The sequence below is a fragment of the Streptococcus parapneumoniae genome, from assembly GCF_037076355.1.
Taxonomy (GTDB): domain Bacteria; phylum Bacillota; class Bacilli; order Lactobacillales; family Streptococcaceae; genus Streptococcus; species Streptococcus parapneumoniae.
The window spans coordinates 269,359-286,852 of sequence record NZ_AP026968.1 but is presented as its reverse complement, the minus strand read 5'-3'; the positions used below and the strand labels follow the sequence as shown (position 1 = coordinate 286,852).

Annotated in this window: 11 protein-coding genes; 2 read left to right on the top strand and 9 right to left on the bottom strand. The window is 39.3% G+C overall.

From position 1 onward, the window contains the following. Positions 1–247: 247 nt before the first annotated feature. From SP4011_RS01590 to SP4011_RS01565, 6 genes are all read right to left on the bottom strand, one after another. Positions 248–7,198, bottom strand: a complete 6,951-nt coding sequence (locus tag SP4011_RS01590) for a cell wall surface anchor protein (protein ID WP_367670414.1) — start codon at positions 7,196–7,198, stop codon at positions 248–250. Continuing rightward, positions 7,195–9,336, bottom strand: a complete 2,142-nt coding sequence (locus SP4011_RS01585; protein ID WP_338619560.1) for a YSIRK-type signal peptide-containing protein — start codon at positions 9,334–9,336, stop codon at positions 7,195–7,197. The genes SP4011_RS01590 and SP4011_RS01585 overlap by 4 nt, the downstream gene beginning before the upstream one ends. Before the next feature lie 558 nt (positions 9,337–9,894). After that, on the bottom strand, positions 9,895–11,859 hold the full coding sequence (locus SP4011_RS01580) for a peptide ABC transporter substrate-binding protein (protein ID WP_338619559.1): 1,965 nt from the start codon (positions 11,857–11,859) through the stop codon (positions 9,895–9,897). Positions 11,860–11,997: 138 nt separating this feature from the next. Beyond that, a complete protein-coding gene (gene rpmH / locus SP4011_RS01575; protein ID WP_000831905.1) occupies positions 11,998–12,132 on the bottom strand; it encodes a 50S ribosomal protein L34 in 135 nt (44 codons plus the stop codon). Positions 12,133–12,285: 153 nt separating this feature from the next. Next, on the bottom strand, positions 12,286–13,500 hold the full coding sequence (locus SP4011_RS01570) for a pyridoxal phosphate-dependent aminotransferase (RefSeq protein ID WP_000666459.1): 1,215 nt from the start codon (positions 13,498–13,500) through the stop codon (positions 12,286–12,288). Between the two features lie 156 nt (positions 13,501–13,656). Further along, positions 13,657–13,950, bottom strand: a complete 294-nt coding sequence (locus SP4011_RS01565; RefSeq protein WP_173254593.1) for a hypothetical protein — start codon at positions 13,948–13,950, stop codon at positions 13,657–13,659. Between the two features lie 161 nt (positions 13,951–14,111). Between SP4011_RS01565 and SP4011_RS01560 the strand changes: the two genes are divergently transcribed. Then, positions 14,112–14,564 (top strand): universal stress protein, encoded by a 453-nt coding sequence (locus SP4011_RS01560; protein WP_031223038.1) that lies wholly within the window; start codon positions 14,112–14,114, stop codon positions 14,562–14,564. A 60-nt stretch (positions 14,565–14,624) separates the two neighbouring features. On the opposite strand, the gene SP4011_RS01555 is transcribed toward SP4011_RS01560, so the two are convergent. Then, positions 14,625–14,783, bottom strand: a complete 159-nt coding sequence (locus tag SP4011_RS01555) for a hypothetical protein (RefSeq protein ID WP_218774513.1) — start codon at positions 14,781–14,783, stop codon at positions 14,625–14,627. Then, complete coding sequence (locus SP4011_RS01550; protein WP_196312505.1) at positions 14,780–16,171, bottom strand: Cof-type HAD-IIB family hydrolase; 1,392 nt, start codon at positions 16,169–16,171, stop codon at positions 14,780–14,782. The genes SP4011_RS01555 and SP4011_RS01550 overlap by 4 nt, the downstream gene beginning before the upstream one ends. A gap of 65 nt (positions 16,172–16,236) precedes the next feature. On the opposite strand from SP4011_RS01550, the gene SP4011_RS01545 reads away from it, so the two are divergent. After that, complete coding sequence (locus SP4011_RS01545; protein ID WP_173233624.1) at positions 16,237–17,199, top strand: asparaginase domain-containing protein; 963 nt, start codon at positions 16,237–16,239, stop codon at positions 17,197–17,199. Here SP4011_RS01545 and SP4011_RS01540 read toward each other — a convergent pair. Further along, complete coding sequence (locus SP4011_RS01540; RefSeq protein ID WP_338619557.1) at positions 17,196–17,432, bottom strand: hypothetical protein; 237 nt, start codon at positions 17,430–17,432, stop codon at positions 17,196–17,198. The genes SP4011_RS01545 and SP4011_RS01540 overlap by 4 nt on opposite strands. Between the last annotated feature and the right edge of the window lie 62 nt (positions 17,433–17,494).

Sequence of the window (17,494 nt, the reverse complement as noted above, 5' to 3'; positions counted from 1 at the left end):
GATTGATAGAACATCCCTATTCATCTAATACTCTTCGAAAATCAAATTCAAACCGTGTCAACGTCGCCTTGCCGTACTCAAGTACAGCCTACGGCTAGTTTCCTAGTTTGCTCTTTGATTTTCATTGAGTATAAAGTGTGTGATTATCTTGGGTTCTCACTTCTCTCACCCATCCCTAGGATTGATGATTTCTCCAAATCCCCCTTATAACCTAACTTTAAGTAGAGAATAGAATTTTCTAGCTGTCCTATTTTCTACGTCTAGCCTTTCTTCCTAGCAAAGCAAAACCACTGGTTGCCGCCACTAGACCAAGACTAGCAAGTGCTGCACTTGATGCTGAACCTGTGTTAGGTAGTTGTTTGCCAGCAGGTGACTGGTAGGTAACATCTTGCATTGTTCCTGCAGTTGCTTGCGGTGCACTTGTTGCCTGAGGAGCAGCATTAGGAGCCACTGGTCTCTTAGGAACTGTAACCATGGCAATGGCTTGCACTCCAATCGTTTCTGCTTCCTTCACATCTTCCACAGTTTTCGCATTTTCAATCTCTTTGAGAGATGCTTGTTTTTCTGCTTCCACTCTTGCTAAAAGTTCTGCTTTTTCTTTATCAGAAAGCGGTGCGCCTTTGATTTCATCCTGCTTGTCCTTGGCAGCTTTTTCAATGACCTTTTTAGCTGATTCTTTTTCAGTAGCCAATTGCTTAGAAGCTTGTGATTGAGCTGATTTTTGTGAACCTGTGTGAGCTTGTCCGCCTGCCTGGCTACCACCGCCTGCATTCGCATTAGCATCTGAGCTTCCAGTATTGCCTCCATTATCTCCACCTGGTGTAGTTTCTGGCTTATACTCTGGTGTAGCTTCTTGAGTTACAGATTCACCTTTGGCAGATTGTTGAACTGTATCTTTCCCTAGAATCGTCACTACTGAACCATCTGGGAATGTGATTGTTGCTGTACCATCTCCAGCTACATTGATTGTCGCTCCGTCTAATGTTGAACCATTTGCTTGTAAAATAGCAACCTTAACTTTTTCTTTTTCTTCATCTGTTAAATGAGTTATATCTTTTACATCTACTCTTTGAGCAGGCGCTTTAACAGTTGATTTTTCAGCAGTCGGTTTAGTGCTATCTTGTGCTTTTGGATCTTGTGCTACCAATTGATTTCCTGGAATTGTAATAGCTGAACCATCTTTAAAGACGATTGTCGCTGTGCCATCTCCAGCTACTTCAACTTTAACATCGCTTCCGAATCCATTTGCATCTACTACAGCTTTTTTAACAGCTTCTTTTTCTGCATCTGTTAATCTTGTAGCTTCTGCTACTTTTGTAGGGTTAGCTGGAATGATTACTTTTGTCTTCTCTGCGATTGTTGGTTGCTCTTGTGTTGAAGTTTCCTCTTTTTGAACTACTAGACTGGTTCCTGGAATTGTATTGACTGAACCATCTGAGTATGTCAATGTCGCTGTTCCGTCTTTAGATACCTTAACATCTGTCGCCGCTGGGTTGACTGCTTGTACTTTAGCTGTTACTGCAGCTTGTTCCTCAGGTGTTAAGCTATGAGCATTTCCAACTTCTGTAGTTGCTGGCACCACAGCTGGGTTTTGCGCAGCTTGTGTTGCAACTTCATTGTCAGTATCTTTGGCTACTACTAGACTGGTTCCTGGAATTGTGTTTACTGAACCATCTCCATATGTTAGCGTTGCTGTTCCATCTTTAGATACCTTAACATCTGTCGCCACTGGATTTGCTTCTTTAACCTTAGCTGCTACAGTATCTTGCTCCATCTGTGTCAAGTTGTGAGTATTTTCAACAGGTACAAAGTTTCCTGGAACTTGCGCTGGGTTCTTCTCTGCATCTGTCTGAACTTTTGGAGTTCCTTGTTTACTTCCTTTTTCAACAAGTTTATCCCCTGTTATTGTATCTACAGATTTATCTGGATAGGTGATGACTACTGTTCCATCAGGTCTTACTTCTACCGTAGTTCCTACTGGGAAGTTGTTCGCTTCCTCAACCGCTTTTTTAACCGCAGCTTGTTCTTCTGGTGTTAACTTAGTAGTGTTTCCTACTTGTGTTTTTCCTGGGATAACTGGCTCGGTTCTTGACGCGATTGTTCCTGTCTCTTTGTTAGCTGGCGCTACTAATTTATCTTTAGAAATCGTATCGCTTGAACCATCTTTATATGTGATTACAGCTGTTCCATCTGGTTGAACTTCTACTGTTGTTCCATCTGGGAATGTGTTCGCACCTTCGATGTTTTGACGAACTTGTTCTCTTTCTTCATCTGAAAGTTTTGCTGGATTTCCCACTTCCACTTTATTTTCAGGAACTTTCGGCTCGAATTTAGATGCAATAGAGCCATCTGGTTGAACTTCATTTATCTTATGAATACCAGCTTCTTTCGCCGCGTTGATTTCATCTTTAGATTGACCTTTGTTGATGTCTTCAATCGCTTTATCTTTGGCCTTATTGATTTCTTCGATAGCTTTTTGTTTCGCTTCGTCTGATAAATCTTTATTGCTCTTGATTTCGTCAATGCGTTTTTGAGCTTCTTCCAGTATTTCAGCTTTTGCTTTCGCTTTTTCTTCATCAAGGTTTGTTACATCTGGTTTCTTAACTTCTGTATCAGCTTTTGGATCATATTTTTCAATATTTTCTTTTGCTTGATCTGCAATTTGTTTAGCTGTTCCTGCTGATGATGCTTCGTCAATAGCTTTGTTAGCTTCATCTTTAGCTTTATTGATTGCTTCTTCAGCTTTTTGTTTTTGCTCTTCAGTTAAGCTTGGATCCTTCTTGATTTCAGTGATTTTATCTTTAGCAGCTTCTTCTACTTGTTTTTTAGCATCTTCTTTCGCTTTTGCAAGATCATTATCTTTATCAGCTGTGCCTAAGGAATCAACTACTTCAACCGGTACTTTTACAGTTACTTTAGTACCATCAGCTAGGGTTACTTCCACCTCTGCTTCTTTAGTGCCTGTTTCTGTTGTAGATGGTTTAGAGATAACTTTCGGTATTAAGCCTTCTGCAAGTGCTAATTGTTTTAGGATTTCTTCGTCTGTTAAGTCTTTGCCTTTTTCAACAGTTGCTTTTCCGGATACTAAAGCAGTTTGTAGGTCTAACTCTGGTTTGAAGATACTTGTAGATTGCCCTTTAGCAGTTTGTACTACTACATCTTCTTTTGGTAGATTTCCGTTTGGAGTCTCAACATTTCCTTGATCATCAACCTTGACATCGTCCTTGTTTAAGCCTGGATTTGCTTCAACAATAGCTTTCTTAACATCTTCTTTTTCTTTGTCTGTTAAGTTATTCGAATCTTTAACTCCTACAGGTGTGACAGGTTTCTTCAAAGCTGGTGTTACTACATCTTTTGCTGGTAAATTACCTTGTGGTGTTTCAACATTGCCTTGACCATCAACCTTGACATCATCCTTGTTTAAGCCTGGATTTGCAGCTACAACAGCATCCTTAACAGCGTCTTTTTCTGCATCTGTTAAGTTTTTAGGATCTTTAACTTCTACAGGTGTCACAGGTTTCTTCAAGGCTGGAGTTACAACTTCTCCTGCTAGTAAATTACCTCTTGGCGTTTCAACATTGCCTTGATCATCAACCTTGACATCGTCCTTGTTTAAGCCTGGATTTGCAGCTACAACAGCATCCTTAACAGCGTCTTTTTCTGCATCTGATAAGTTATTGATATCTTTAACAGGGACAAGATTTGTCGGTTTCTTCAAGGCTGGTGTCACTACATCCTCTGCTGGTAAGTTGCCTTTTGGCGTTTCAACATTGCCTTGATCATCAACGTTAATTTTATCTTTTTTATCCGCTAAATCAGGGTTGTTTTTAATAATTTCTTCTACAACTTTAGCTTTTTCTGGGTCTGTCAGTTTAGATGGGTTGACAACTTCAACTGGGGTTGTTGGTTTCTTCAAGCTAGAAGTTACAACATCTTTTGCCGGTAAGTTGCCTTGTGGTGTTGTCACATTGCCTTGATCATCGACTTTGACTTTATCTTCAGTTAAACCTGGATTTGCCTCTACAACAGCTTTCTTAACCGCTTCTTTTTCTTTAACTGTTAAGCTGTTTGGATTTTCTACTTCAACAAGTTTATTTGGTTTATTTAAGACTGTCGTTACAACATCTTCTTTTGGTAGATTTCCTTTTGGAGTTGTGACACTGCCATCAGGATTTACCGTTACATCACCTTTGTTTAAGCCTGGATTTGCAGCTGCGACAGCATCCTTAATGTCCTCTTTTTCTTTTTCTGTTAAAGCATTAGGATTTCCAACTACAACTGGTGTTGTTGGTTTCTTCAAGGCTGGAGTTACTACATCTTTTGCAAGTAATTTATCGCCATTTTTAGTTGTTACATTACCTTTATCATCGACTGTAATATCATCTTTGCTTAGACCAGGATTTGCATTAGCTACAGCATCTTTCACTTTTTCCTTTTCTTCATTTGTTAAATGATTTGGATCAGCTACTACGACTGGTGTCGCTGGTTTGTTTAATGCTTGAACAACAACTTTTTCTGCTTCCAAGTAACCTTTAGGAGAAGCTACATCTCCCTTATCACTCACATAGACTTCAGATTCTTCTAATGAAGGGTTAGTCGCCACAATCGCTTTTTTAACAGCTTCTTTCTCTTCATCTGTTAAATGATTGCTATCTGTAACTTTAACCTTTTCTTTTGGTGGAGTTAACTTTCTCTTAGCTGTTTCTGTAATATCTTGTGGAGTATGAACAGCAGCAATTTCTTGTCTACCTTTTTCTGTTTCTGACGCTATAGCTTCTGGTGAAGTTGCATTATTGATGTTTTCTTCGTGTTTTGCTTTCAGTTCATCAACTTGTTTCTTCAATGCTTCTTTTTCTTTTTTAGATAATGCATTGTCTTCATCAATTTCGGCTTTTTCTGCGTTAGCTGCGTCTGTTAAGTCAGCTTTTGCTTTTTCCTTATCAGTCGCTTTTCTCACCGGTACTTCGATTTCGTCTTTTGATCCATCTGGATATGTAACTTCTACTACAACTACTTTCTTACCTGCATTCACTCCTGTTCCATCCACGATTGCTCCGTCATCTTTAACTTGTTTGTCTGTCGGTTGTGGTTGTCCTTTCGGTACTTCTACTGCGTCTGTAATTGCTTTTTTGTCTGCTTCTGCTACTTTTTTATCTTTAGATGGGTCTACGCTTACTGGCACTTCTCCTGATGCAATTTCATCTTTCACTTTCGGAGTTGCTTTGTCTGCGTCTTTTTCTTTTCTCACAGGTACTTCGATTTCATCTTTTGATCCATCTGGATATGTAACTTCTACTACAACTACTTTCTTACCTGCATTCGCTCCTGTTCCATCCACGATTGCTCCGTCATTTTTAACTTGTTTGTCTGTCGGTTGTGGTTGGTCTTTCGGTACTTCTACTGCGTCTGTAATTGCTTTTTTGTCTGTTTCTGCTACTTTTTTATCTTTAGATGGGTCTACGCTTACTGGTACTTCTCCTGATGTGATTGTTGGAGTTGATTTATCCGCATCTGTTTTGTGAACTGCATCGATTGCTTTCTTACCGTCTTCTATTGCTTTTGTTACTTCGTCAGTTGTTCCAGCTTTATCGATTTTGTCTTCCGCTGCTTTCTTAACTTCATCAACTTTAGCTTTGGCTTTGTCTTTTTCATCTTTGCTTAGCTTAGTATCTGCATCAATCTCTTCTTTTTCTTTATTAGCTGCAGCCGTTAAGTCTGATTTTGCTTGTTCTTTAGCTTTGTCTAACTCTGTTTGGTGCACTGCATCGATTGCTTTCTTGCCTTCTTCTGTTGCTTTTGTTACATCTTCTGGTGTTGTCGCTTTATCGATATTTGCTTCTGCAGCTTTCTTAGCGTTGTCAACTTCTGTTTTCTTATCAGCTTTTTGTTGATCTGTTAAGTTTTTGTCTGCATCAATCTCTGCTTTTTCTTTGTTAGCTGCAGCTATTAAGTCTGATTTCGCTTTTTCTTTGGCAGCATCTAATACTTTTTCCTCTTTTGTTTTCTCTACTACAGTCTTATCTGGTGTAAGTTCGTTATGTGATGTATCTGGATATGTTACCGTTACTTTTCCTTTTTCATCTACAGTTACTTTTATATTAGGATTTGTTTTTAAGCTTGGATTTGCTTCTTTAATCGCATTCTCTACTGCTGTTTTTTCTTCCTCAGATAGATTGTTCACATCATTTACTTTTACTTTTTCTGGTTCTGTTAATGGCGATTTCGCTGCTTCAGATTGAACAATTTCTATTTCTATTTCTTTTGAAATATTTTCGTGTGTAACTTTTACTGGTACATATTTTTTATCAGCTTTTGCTACTATTGGTTTATAGATTACTATTGCTCCAGTCGGTATTCCGTTTATCTTATCTTGAACTAACTTTTTATCTTCTGAAGATAAATTAGTCGCTCCTATAACTGGATCAACAGAAATAGGTACTGGTTTGTCATCTTTCTTCGTTAATTCAAATTCATCCGCCTTACCAGTTAGTGATGAACGAGCTGATTCTAAATCTTCTAACGCTTTATCTACTACATCTTGTGTAGCATCAGTATTATCTAATATTTTTTTAGCTTTTATTAATGCATTATCATAAGCTTGTTTTTTCGCTTCATCTTTTTCTTTAGTGTACGCTGGTGAGTTTTTAACCGAATCCTTTTTATCATACTCTGCTTGTAAGGCTGATTTATCGGCATTAACTTTTACTTTTTCACCATTAGGTTGTAAATTATTAATTGCTGTCTCTAATGCAGTAAATAAATTACCCACAGTTGTAATAGTTTCATCAGCACCATTTTCTTTATTTAGCACACTTTCTGCTTTTTCTAACGCATTATCAAAGGCTGTTTGTTTCTCTGTTGCAGCCGATGTATATTTAACCGTTGGTTTAATTGTTTTTGCTTTTTCAGCTAAATCATGAAGTCGTTTCATTTTACTATTTAATTGTCTAGCTTGTGAAACATAATTTTCTATATCTTCTTTATTAGCGCTGTTTTCTACTCGATCTTTAAATGATTGTTTTTGATTATTATTTAAGTATTGTAGTTTTTCTAATTCAGCTACAGCTTTTTTACGCTCACCTGATAATTTAGCAAAGTCAACGATAGCAGCCATTTCATCGGTACTAGTTGCTTTATCGATTGCATCATCGTATTGTTTTTTCTCGTCATCAGTTAAACCTGGAATATTAGCAATCATATCCTTATATTGCTGACGAACTTTATCGGCTTCTGCTTTTCTACGAGCAGCTTCTGCATCTGACGCTTTTTTTGTGCTTCTTTTACAAGATTTAAGATAGTTTCCTCGTTATCGGCTTTCTTTATGTCCTCTATATACTTATCTTTTTCAGCTTTTGGCAAGTTCTCATCTGAAATGTTCTTGATATTATTAATCGCTTCTTCTTTAGCTTTTTCAATATTTTTCTTCTCAAGTTCAGCTACAATTTTATTTAAACGAGCTCTTGTCGCGTCACGATTAGCGTCAGTATCTAGATTATTAGTCCCGACTGCTTTATCAACAGCCGCATCATTTTGTTTAATCGTTGCAGAATTAATCTTGTTAATTGCAGCATCTTTTTCAGCTGGTGTTAGATAACCTAGCGCATTGATTTTATCATTAGCAGCCTTTTTCATTTTAGCTAATGCTACAGCATTTTCATTAGCTTTTGATTGGGCATTATTTAGTACTTTTTCAATACCTTCACGGTTTGTTGCTTTATCTATTTTAGTTACAAAATCAGCTTTTTCGCTTGGATATAAATTATCCAACGAACCTATTACCTTTTTAGCTTCAGTACGTGCAGCGTTAACATCAAATGCAGGTTCTTGTTTTTTCTTATACAAGTGTTCTTTAGGTACAATAGCTAAAACGCGTTCACGTACTTTTCGTATAATCTTTAATTCACCTTTTTCATTGAACTCAAGTCTACCAGCATACCTATCCAAGTTAAAACTAACCCCAGATTTAAGATCCCCCCTACGTACTTCCTTATTACTATTGTAGTAATTCTGCCCAGCTTCCGTTAAATTGGCACTTAAAAAGTTGTCCAAGGCTCTGCTTTTATCGTCTTCACTAATTTTATCATAATTTTCCACTGTTACAGGTTTAATGTGGTATTTAACATTGTAGCTTCCATCTGTTTTTAAATCAGTTGAAGCCGTATCATTTTTTGATGCTTTTGGTTTTTCATAAGTCAACTTAGAGCCTTCAATCGTATCCGTACTGTCATCCTTATAAGTAATCGTTGCATTACCAGTAGCTTTGTCAATAGTAATTGAATCTTTACCGTTTTTTAAATTATCTTTAAACGATTTATTTGTAGATAAAAGCTCACTTTCATTATTGCCATTGACTGTCCAAATTTTTTCTTTAATATCATTTACTTCAGCATCTGTAAGTTTTGTTTTATCTACTACTCCTGTACGTTCTGGTACCTTCGGTTCAAAAACTTCATTTAATTTATACAATACCGGAAGCTTAACAGTTCCAACACGAGCATATTGTTGCCTATTTAATTCTTGATAGACCCCCATACCAATCGTTAACTCTTTAGTGTTTACAGGATCTTTCACCTTGGTAGTATAAGTAACCGTTACAGTTCCAGCTGCTCTTTTTTCCCAATCAGCGTAAATACTTCGGCTCTTAGCACGAAGGTCATGCATGATATCTTGAGTAGGCATATTACTATTGTCATACCAACGATTGTTATAATCCCCTAAAAACTTATTAAATTCACTATTTAAACTTGCAAAAGGTGTTTTTCTCAGCCATTCTCCAGTAGTTTCATTAAATCTTTCCCATGCATCTGGATTACCTTTATATTTACTATGAATAAAACGTGAATTACTTTCCCAACTACTCCAATTTGTATACTCATTAGTAACTCCACTACCGTTTGTTAGTGTAAGTCCATAGTCATTTCCTAATTCTTCTGTTCCTTCTGGCACAGTGAACCAATGAAATGGTCGACCACTCCAAAATATCGGAGCTTCTTCATGCGAGTTATCTTTAGCATTATACGTTAATGTAACAGTAACTACTGGATTTTCTTTTGTATACTTGGAAGTATCAACGTTCATACGAAAAGCATTATAAATACTTGTTGAAGTACCTCTAAGTTTATACACACTTTCTCCATGAGCATAAGCGGTCACTTTATTACCATTAGCTTCGTAGGATGTTATCCCGTCCGCTTTAGCTATTTGATATGATGAGCCAAGTACAGTAATAGCCCCAATCAAACACGATGCTGCTCCAAAGCTAAACTTTCTAATCGAAAATTTTTCCACACGCTGCCACATTTGCTTGGAGCGTTTCTGCGTTCTCTTATACTTCATTCTTTGATCTCCATTTTTTATTTTTATTGCTTCTTATTCAAAAAGCTGATGCACTACAATAAAACTTTATTATAATATATCTACTTTAGGTGATAAGAATATACGTACATTATAGCATAAAATCCCCCCCCCGTCCACTTTTAGCCTAATTTTTACTTTAATTAAAATATATAGAAATTTACCTTATTTGCTATCGTTTTGTCACTAATCCCTTATACAGATTTATAAATTTTAATCGATTCCCATTCAAAAACATAAAACAAGTCATTCTAGGTATCTATATCCCTATCCACTCCACTTACTTCATCACAAAATAAAGAAAAGGCCCTACCAGAACCAAAAGCGTCTGGTAAGGCCTTTTTCTGAAACCAGTCACTATGCTTATACTCAATGAAAATCAAAGAGCAAACTAGGAAGCTAGCCGCAGGCTGCTCAAAGCACTGCTTTGAGGTCGTAGATGAAACTGACGAAGTCAGTAACATACCTACGGCAAGGCGACGCTGACGTGGTTTGAAGAGATTTTCGAAGAGTATTAACTAAAAAGCATGACTAGCAATGTTATTGAATATGATTAGCTAAATCTTCCTGAGCTTTTTTATTTGACTCGGCTTTTTCTTTTAGCCATTTATCATAGAGTTCCTGGTACTGTTTCGCAGTTACCGGCTCTTTTTGCAGTTCAACATATTTGTAGTTATCAGCATCTCCCTTATGACCAACGAACGAGAAGGCTCCTGTGAACGGTACAGTCTTACGGAAGATTGGGTTGGCTCCGCCACTTTGAACTGGTAGGAAGAGGGCACTGTCAGTCAACCAAGCTTGTACTTCAGCAAATTTTTCATAACGAGCCTGAGTATTTTCAACTTCGCTATCTGCTTCATCTAGTAACTTCTTGTAAGCAGAAAGTCCAATTTTTTCTTTTACCTCATTATCTTTTCCAGCAGTTAACCCAATATTATTAAGCTGAGAACCTGATTCTGGATCCAAGAGATCAAGATAAGTTTTAGGATCTGAGTAATCTCCACTCCAACCTGAAATATCAATGTCATAGTCCTTTTGTTCAGCTGTATCTGCAAAGAATGTAGCTTGATCCTTCTCGTCTGGAGAAAGTTGGATCACGTCAATCACAACATTGTCCGACCCAAGGGTTTCTTCCACTGTCTGCTTAAAGGAACTTGCTTGTTGCACATCTAACTTGGCCGTCTGGTCAACCGGCATATCCAAATGAATTGGGAAGGTCACGCCTTCTGCTTGCAAGGTTTCTTTAGCTTTAGCAAATGCTGCCTTGGCTTTTTCAGCATTCAAAAAGGCAGGTTGCGCATCATTTAAATTGATATTCGACCACTCTGTACCATAGTTAATAATCTTTTCATTGACAACATCTCCAAAGTTTTTACCACCGATTTGGACAAAATCACTTGGGATAAGCGTGTTACGCAAGATACGGTCTGCTCCATCTTCACCATTTGTCTGCGCTGCATAAGCATGACGGTCAAAGGCAAAGTTGATAGCCTGACGGAAATCCTTATTTCGCATGGCTGCAAGTGAATCTGTCTTTTCCTTATCAGACTGTTTCATGGTCTGCTTGTAGCTTTGACGATTAACGTTAAAAAGGTAATAGAAGGTAATTGAGTTTTGTGGTGTGTAGGTGATTTTGTCCTCATTCCCTTTTTTCAGCTGATTAAACACTGAACTTGTCGGGAAGATACGACCGTCCGAGTAGTTCCCTTCCAAAAATCCTCTCGCTAAACTATCTTGATCAGAACCGTCAAAGAAAGAGAGCTTCACTTTCTCAATTTTCACATTATCCTTGTCCCAGTAATTAGGATTTTTATCAAATTCAATCAAAGATTTTGATGAGAAAGATTTAAACAAGTAAGGACCATTTGACAAGATACTGGATGGTGTTACACTTCCAAAGTCATCTCCTTTAGATTTCAAAAAAGCTTCATTTACAGGACTCAAAATACCCCCAGTAGTCTTAGAATTCCAGTAAGATTCCGGCTTATTCAAAGTATATTGAAGAGTATAGTCATCCACTGCCTTAACACCAACAGTTTCAAAGTCAGATGTTTCCCCCTCAACGTAGTCTGCGAGACCCTTGATAGAGTCTTGAACCAAGTACAAGTTTTCAGCCTTTTTATCAGCTGCATACTTGAGACCTGTCACAAAGTCATGAGCCGTTACATCCGCATACTCTTCGCCCTCTGAAGTGTACCATTTCGCCCCCTGACGGATTTTATAAGTGTAGGTCAAGCCATCTTTTGACACCGTCCATGACTCAGCCATAGATGGAATGAGATTACCATGCTGATCATTTTCTAACAAGCCATCAATCAGGTTGGTCGTAATACTTGAAGTAGAACCACGTGTTGACGTAATGTAGTCCAAGGTATCAGGATTACTAGTAAATACATAAGAGTAGGTTTTCTCAGCATTACTAGATTGGGAAGACCCACATGCCGCTAGAGCTAGACCTGCTGTAAAAGCTACAGCTCCAAAAAGCATAACTTTTGATTTCTTCATGATTATTCTCCATTTTTTACAGTATGTGAAATATTATACACCATTTAAGCAAAAATATAAAGCCTTTTTGAACTTTTTTACAAAAATAAAAATCAGTAGACTCGAGTTCCTACTGATTTTTGTTATGGTTCGTTTGGATTATGCAGCCAAAACTTTGCGTCCTTTACGACGACGAGCTGCCAATACGCGACGACCGTTTTTAGTTGACATACGGTTACGGAATCCGTGTTTGCGCGCACGACGAAGTTTACTTGGTTGATAAGTACGTTTCACGATGAATACCTCCTCATAGATTTGTATTCGTTTAGCCGGCTATAAAGTGATCAGTTACTAAACATACTTTACTATTCTATCTGATTCTTTCACTTTTGTCAATAGCTCAAGGCAAATGTTTCCAGCTTTTTGGCGCTTTTTCGAATGTAAGCCCTATCTACGATACTGTTTCAAGAAACGAGTCATCTTTTCTTGGATTTGGGCTAACTCATCAACACGAGGAAGGTAAACGATACGGAAGTGGTCTGGTTCCTTCCAGTTAAAACCACGACCATGAACCAAGAGAACCTTTTCCTGCTTCAAGAAATCAAGGACAAACTGCTCATCATCATCTATACGGTACATATTTCGGTCGATTTTAGGGAAGATATAGAGTCCGGCCTTGGGTTTAACAGCAGACAAACCTGGGATTTCTTGAATGGCATTGTAGATAAAGTTTCTTTGCTCATATATTCGTCCACCTGGAAGAAGCAATTCATCAACTGATTGGTGGCCACCCAAGGAAGTTTGTACGACTTGTTGGGCCAAAACGTTAGAGCAAAGGCGCATATTGGACAGCATATTGAGCCCTTCGATATAGCCTTTGACATGAGTCTTAGGTCCAGACAAGACCATCCAACCCACACGGAAACCAGCGATACGATGGGATTTTGATAGACCATTCATGCTGACACAGAAGACATCTGGTGCCAAGCTCGCAACAGGCGTATGCACATGACCATCCATTACCATGCGGTCGTAAATTTCATCCGCAAAGATAATCAAATCGTTTTGACGGGCAATCTCAATAATCTCCAACAAGAGTTCCTTAGGATAAAGGGCTCCAGTTGGATTATTTGGATTGATAAGGACGATTGCCTTGGTATTGGAAGTAATTTTTGACTTGATATCGTCAATATCTGGATACCATTCTGCAGCTTCATCACAGATATAGTGAACGGCATTTCCTCCAGCTAGGCTGACAGCCGCTGTCCATAAAGGATAGTCTGGCATTGGCACTAAGACCTCATCTCCATTGTCCAAAAGCCCCTGCATGGACATGACAATCAGCTCACTGACACCATTTCCAAGGTAGATATCATCAATATCTACGTTTGGGAATTTCTTCAATTGGCAATACTGCATGATGGCCTTACGGGCTGAAAAAATCCCTTTGGAGTCAGAATATCCTTCACTATCACGCGCATTCATAATCAAGTCATGAATGACCTCATCTGGCGCTGTAAAGCCAAATTCTGCTGGATTTCCTGTATTCAGACGTAAAATCTTTTCTCCATTTGCTCGCATCCGCATGGCTTCTTCCAAAACAGGGCCACGGATATCATAAGCAACATGCTCTAACTTACTAGACTTGTTATATTCTTTCATCTTGTTTCCTCAATTCATCGAGATAGTAACATTATACCACTAGAAAGACAATGCGACAAGTTTGCTGAAATGTGTTACTAAAATCCTACAGAAGAAAAGCCTCGCTAAAAGCGAGGTCAAGACAGGGGAGATAGCAGGTATTTTGCGAAAGACATATCACATACCAAAAGATAAACCTAGAAAAAGTAAGCCTAAAAAGGAGTCATAGAGAAGATTGAACATGAGGAAAAGCCCCCATATCATCAAGTAATCCCAACGCCCACTTCGTTTTGCAACCAGGAATAAGATTAGATGGTAGAGTACATGAAAGACTAAAAATCCGATAAACCCTGGATAAAGAAACGGTACCAGACTCTCTAATTGCCAGATCATGACAACTTCTACCAAGACTGAAACTAGAATGATTCCATAATAAAGGAAATTTGATGTTTGAAAAGAGTTTTTCATCATTCTCCCTCCCTTCACTTCTTTCCTGCTATCCTTTCTTTTATTTTATCATATATTTATATAGATTTTAAGCACTAACATTCTTTTGAAAAATACTTTTTTTGCTTTACTTCTATAGTGAAAAGGTTTACAATGATAGTAAGAAAATTTCAGGAGGTTTCATTATGGCACAACGTTACCAAAATATTATGGTCGCAATCGATGGTTCTAAGGAAGCGGACTTGGCTTTTATCAAAGGAGTTCATTCTGCTCTACGAAACGACGCTAAACTCACCATCGCCCATGTCATTGACACACGCGCTCTCCAAAGCGTATCCACCTTTGATGCTGAAGTTTACGAACAACTCCAAGTTGACGCTGAAAGTCTGATGAAAGAGTACGAAAAACGTGCTAAAGATGCTGGTGTGGCAGATGTTCATATCGTCATTGAAATGGGAAATCCAAAGACCCTACTAGCACGTACTATTCCAGATGCTGAGGAAGTGGACCTCATTCTAGTTGGCGCAACTGGTCTCAACGCCTTTGAACGCCTCTTGGTCGGCTCTTCATCTGAATACATTCTCCGCCATGCTAAGGTCGATTTGCTGGTTGTGAGAGAACAAGAAAAAACCTTATAATCACGAAGAAAAGGAGCTCAACGCTCCTTTTTGTTTACTATTTATACTATTCAAACCACGTCAACGTCGCCTTGCCGTAGGTATGTTACTGACTTCGTCAGTTTCATCTGCAACCTCAAAACAGTGTTTTGAGCTGACTTCGTCAGTTCTATCCACAACCTCAAAGCAGTGCTTTGAGCAGCCTGCGGCTAGTTTCCTAGTTTGCTCTTTGATTTTCATTGAGTATTATTTCTCTCTTTATGGCGTTCATAAGCCTTTAGCTGGCGCTGCAGTTCCTTTTTAATAGCAGGTTCTGGAGCATATTTTTCTTCCCAATCATCTGGTTTTAAGATTTTGTGGGTCACTGGATCAAAATGAGCCTTGCCATCTGGGAAAATTTTCCCCATATTGGCCTGATGAACAATATCAAAAATACGTTCTGGGTCCACTCCCATCAAGACAAAACTGCCATAGGTGAAGTAAAGTGTGTCAATCAAGGCATCCACCTGCCCTATCAAATCTTGCTGGGCAGGCGTCTTCTTGGCTACCTTATCTGCCGCCTTATCAAGAGCTTGATGAAGTTGCGATAGAGCTTGACCAAAGTCCTCTTCAGAAGGGCTGGCAGCTCGAACAAACTCCACCAATTCTTCTATTTTAAAACCAGCCCTGTGGGTTGCACCTTCTAAATCCCAAGCTCGAGGTTCTTCTTGGGTCCGTTCATCCATCATGTGGTGGAAGGTCTTGACCTTATTGAAATGATAGTCACGGCTGACAAAGACTTTTTCTGAAGACAAAACACCAAAATGTTCCAAGGCCTTGTGGATCCCATCTTGTTGATTGCTAGTGGTAATGTGCTTGGCAACTTCCTTGACACTGCTACTACCATTTCCCATAGCGACCGACATACCGACACCAGCCAGCATTTCAAGGTCATTATCTGAGTCACCAAAGGCCATGACTTGGTTGAGGTCAAAGCCATATTCTTTCCCGACTCGGCGAATGCCTTCTAATTTAGAATTTCCCTGATTGATGACATCTGCAGCAAAAGGATTGCTACGTGTCAATTTCAAGTCTTCAAAATCAGCTGCCGCCTTCTCAGATTCTTCTGGCGTCATCAGCATCAAAACTTGGTAGATAGGCTGATTCATCAGATGAAGCAGGTCTTCTTCCTTTTGGGGAACAACCTTGCTGACCATGCGATTAAAAGACTGACTCACTGTCCGAGTTAAAACAGAGGGAACGAAGCGACTGATTCGTTGGGAAAAAGAACCCAGACCAAAGGACATGATTTTGGAACCCAGCATGGCATCCTTGGTCCCTAGGGCAATCTCCTTGCCCTCTTTTTTAGCATACGTAATAAGATGGCGCAAATGTAACTTGGAAATTGGGCTCGTGAACAAGACTCTGTCTTTAGTAAAGATATACTGGCCATTGTAGGTTACCGCAAAGTCCAGGTCCAAATCGTCCATCAATTCCTTAACAAAAAAAGGTCCTCGTCCTGTCGCTACACCGACAAGCACCCCTTGTTCTTTGACGATTTTAATCGCGTCCTTAGTGGATTTCAAAACACTCTTGCGATCGTTGACCAAGGTTCCGTCGATATCAAAAAAAACCGCTTTGACTTCCATCCTATCCCAATCTCCCCTTTTGTGATACAATGATTATACCACATTTCAGAAAGAGTGAGTAAATCATGCCTAAGAAAATCCTTGTTTTACATACAGGTGGGACTATTTCCATGCAGGCCGATGCTTCTGGCGCTGTTGTGACGAGTTCAGATAATCCCATGAATCATGTGTCCAACCCACTTGAAGGAATCCAAGTCCACGCCTTAGACTTTTTTAACCTGCCAAGCCCCCATATCAAACCCAAGCATATGCTGGCTCTCTACCAGAAAATTAAAGAGGAAGCAGATAACTACGATGGAGTGGTGATCACACACGGAACCGATACTTTAGAGGAAACAGCCTATTTCCTTGATACCATGGAAGTTCCCCATATGCCTATCGTTCTAACAGGGGCAATGCGCAGCTCCAATGAACTCGGCAGTGATGGTGTTTATAATTATCTGAGTGCTTTAAGGGTGGCTAGCGATGACAGGGCTGCTGATAAAGGAGTTTTGGTCGTTATGAACGATGAAATCCACGCTGCCAAGTATGTTACCAAAACGCATACAACCAACGTCAACACCTTCCAGACTCCAACACACGGACCACTTGGTCTGATCATGAAACACGAAATCCTCTACTTTAAAACAGCTGAGCCTCGTGTCCGCTTTGACCTTGATCACATACAAGGCTTAGTCCCTATCATCTCTGCTTATGCTGGTATGACAGATGAGCTGATTGATATGCTGGATTTGAAACAATTGGACGGTTTGATTATCCAAGCCTTCGGAGCTGGTAATATTCCCAAAGAAACGGCTCAAAAATTAGAAAGCCTTCTGCAAAAAGGAATCCCAGTCGCCCTGGTTTCACGATGCTTTAACGGTATCGCTGAGCCTGTTTATGCCTACCAAGGTGGGGGCGTGCAGTTGCAAAAATCAGGCGTTTTCTTTGTTAAAGAACTTAACGCCCAAAAAGCCCGCTTGAAACTCCTCATTGCCCTCAATGCCGGACTAAAAGGACAGGCTTTGAAAGACTATATGGAAGGCTAAGTCTCTTCGAAAATCTCTTCAAACCACGTCAGCGTCGCCTTGCCGTATGTATGGCTACTGACTTCGTCAATTCTATCTGCAACCTCAAAAACATGTTTTGAGCTGACTTCGTCAGTTCTATCTACAACCTCAAAGCAGTGCCTTGAGCTGACTTCGTCAGTTCTATCTGCAACCTCAAAACGGTGTGTTGCGTAGCCTTCAACAAGCCTCCTAGTCCGCTCTGTGGTATTCATTGAGTCAACATCTCTTGTTTAAGAGCACAAAATCAGGAAATCTTCACGATTCCCTGATTTTT

What these genes read in the sequence shown, in the direction of transcription:
- SP4011_RS01540 (WP_338619557.1), bottom strand. Translation starts at nt 17,432, where the DNA reads ATGAATACCACAGAGCGGACTAGGAGGCTTGTTGAAGGCTACGCAACA.
- SP4011_RS01585 (WP_338619560.1), bottom strand. Translation starts at nt 9,336, where the DNA reads ATGAAGTATAAGAGAACGCAGAAACGCTCCAAGCAAATGTGGCAGCGT.
- SP4011_RS01590 (WP_367670414.1), bottom strand. Translation starts at nt 7,198, where the DNA reads ATGATTGCTAATATTCCAGGTTTAACTGATGACGAGAAAAAACAATAC.
- SP4011_RS01545 (WP_173233624.1), top strand. Translation starts at nt 16,237, where the DNA reads ATGCCTAAGAAAATCCTTGTTTTACATACAGGTGGGACTATTTCCATG.
- SP4011_RS01565 (WP_173254593.1), bottom strand. Translation starts at nt 13,950, where the DNA reads ATGATGAAAAACTCTTTTCAAACATCAAATTTCCTTTATTATGGAATC.
- SP4011_RS01550 (WP_196312505.1), bottom strand. Translation starts at nt 16,171, where the DNA reads ATGGAAGTCAAAGCGGTTTTTTTTGATATCGACGGAACCTTGGTCAAC.
- SP4011_RS01560 (WP_031223038.1), top strand. Translation starts at nt 14,112, where the DNA reads ATGGCACAACGTTACCAAAATATTATGGTCGCAATCGATGGTTCTAAG.
- SP4011_RS01570 (WP_000666459.1), bottom strand. Translation starts at nt 13,500, where the DNA reads ATGAAAGAATATAACAAGTCTAGTAAGTTAGAGCATGTTGCTTATGAT.
- SP4011_RS01555 (WP_218774513.1), bottom strand. Translation starts at nt 14,783, where the DNA reads ATGAAAATCAAAGAGCAAACTAGGAAACTAGCCGCAGGCTGCTCAAAG.
- SP4011_RS01580 (WP_338619559.1), bottom strand. Translation starts at nt 11,859, where the DNA reads ATGAAGAAATCAAAAGTTATGCTTTTTGGAGCTGTAGCTTTTACAGCA.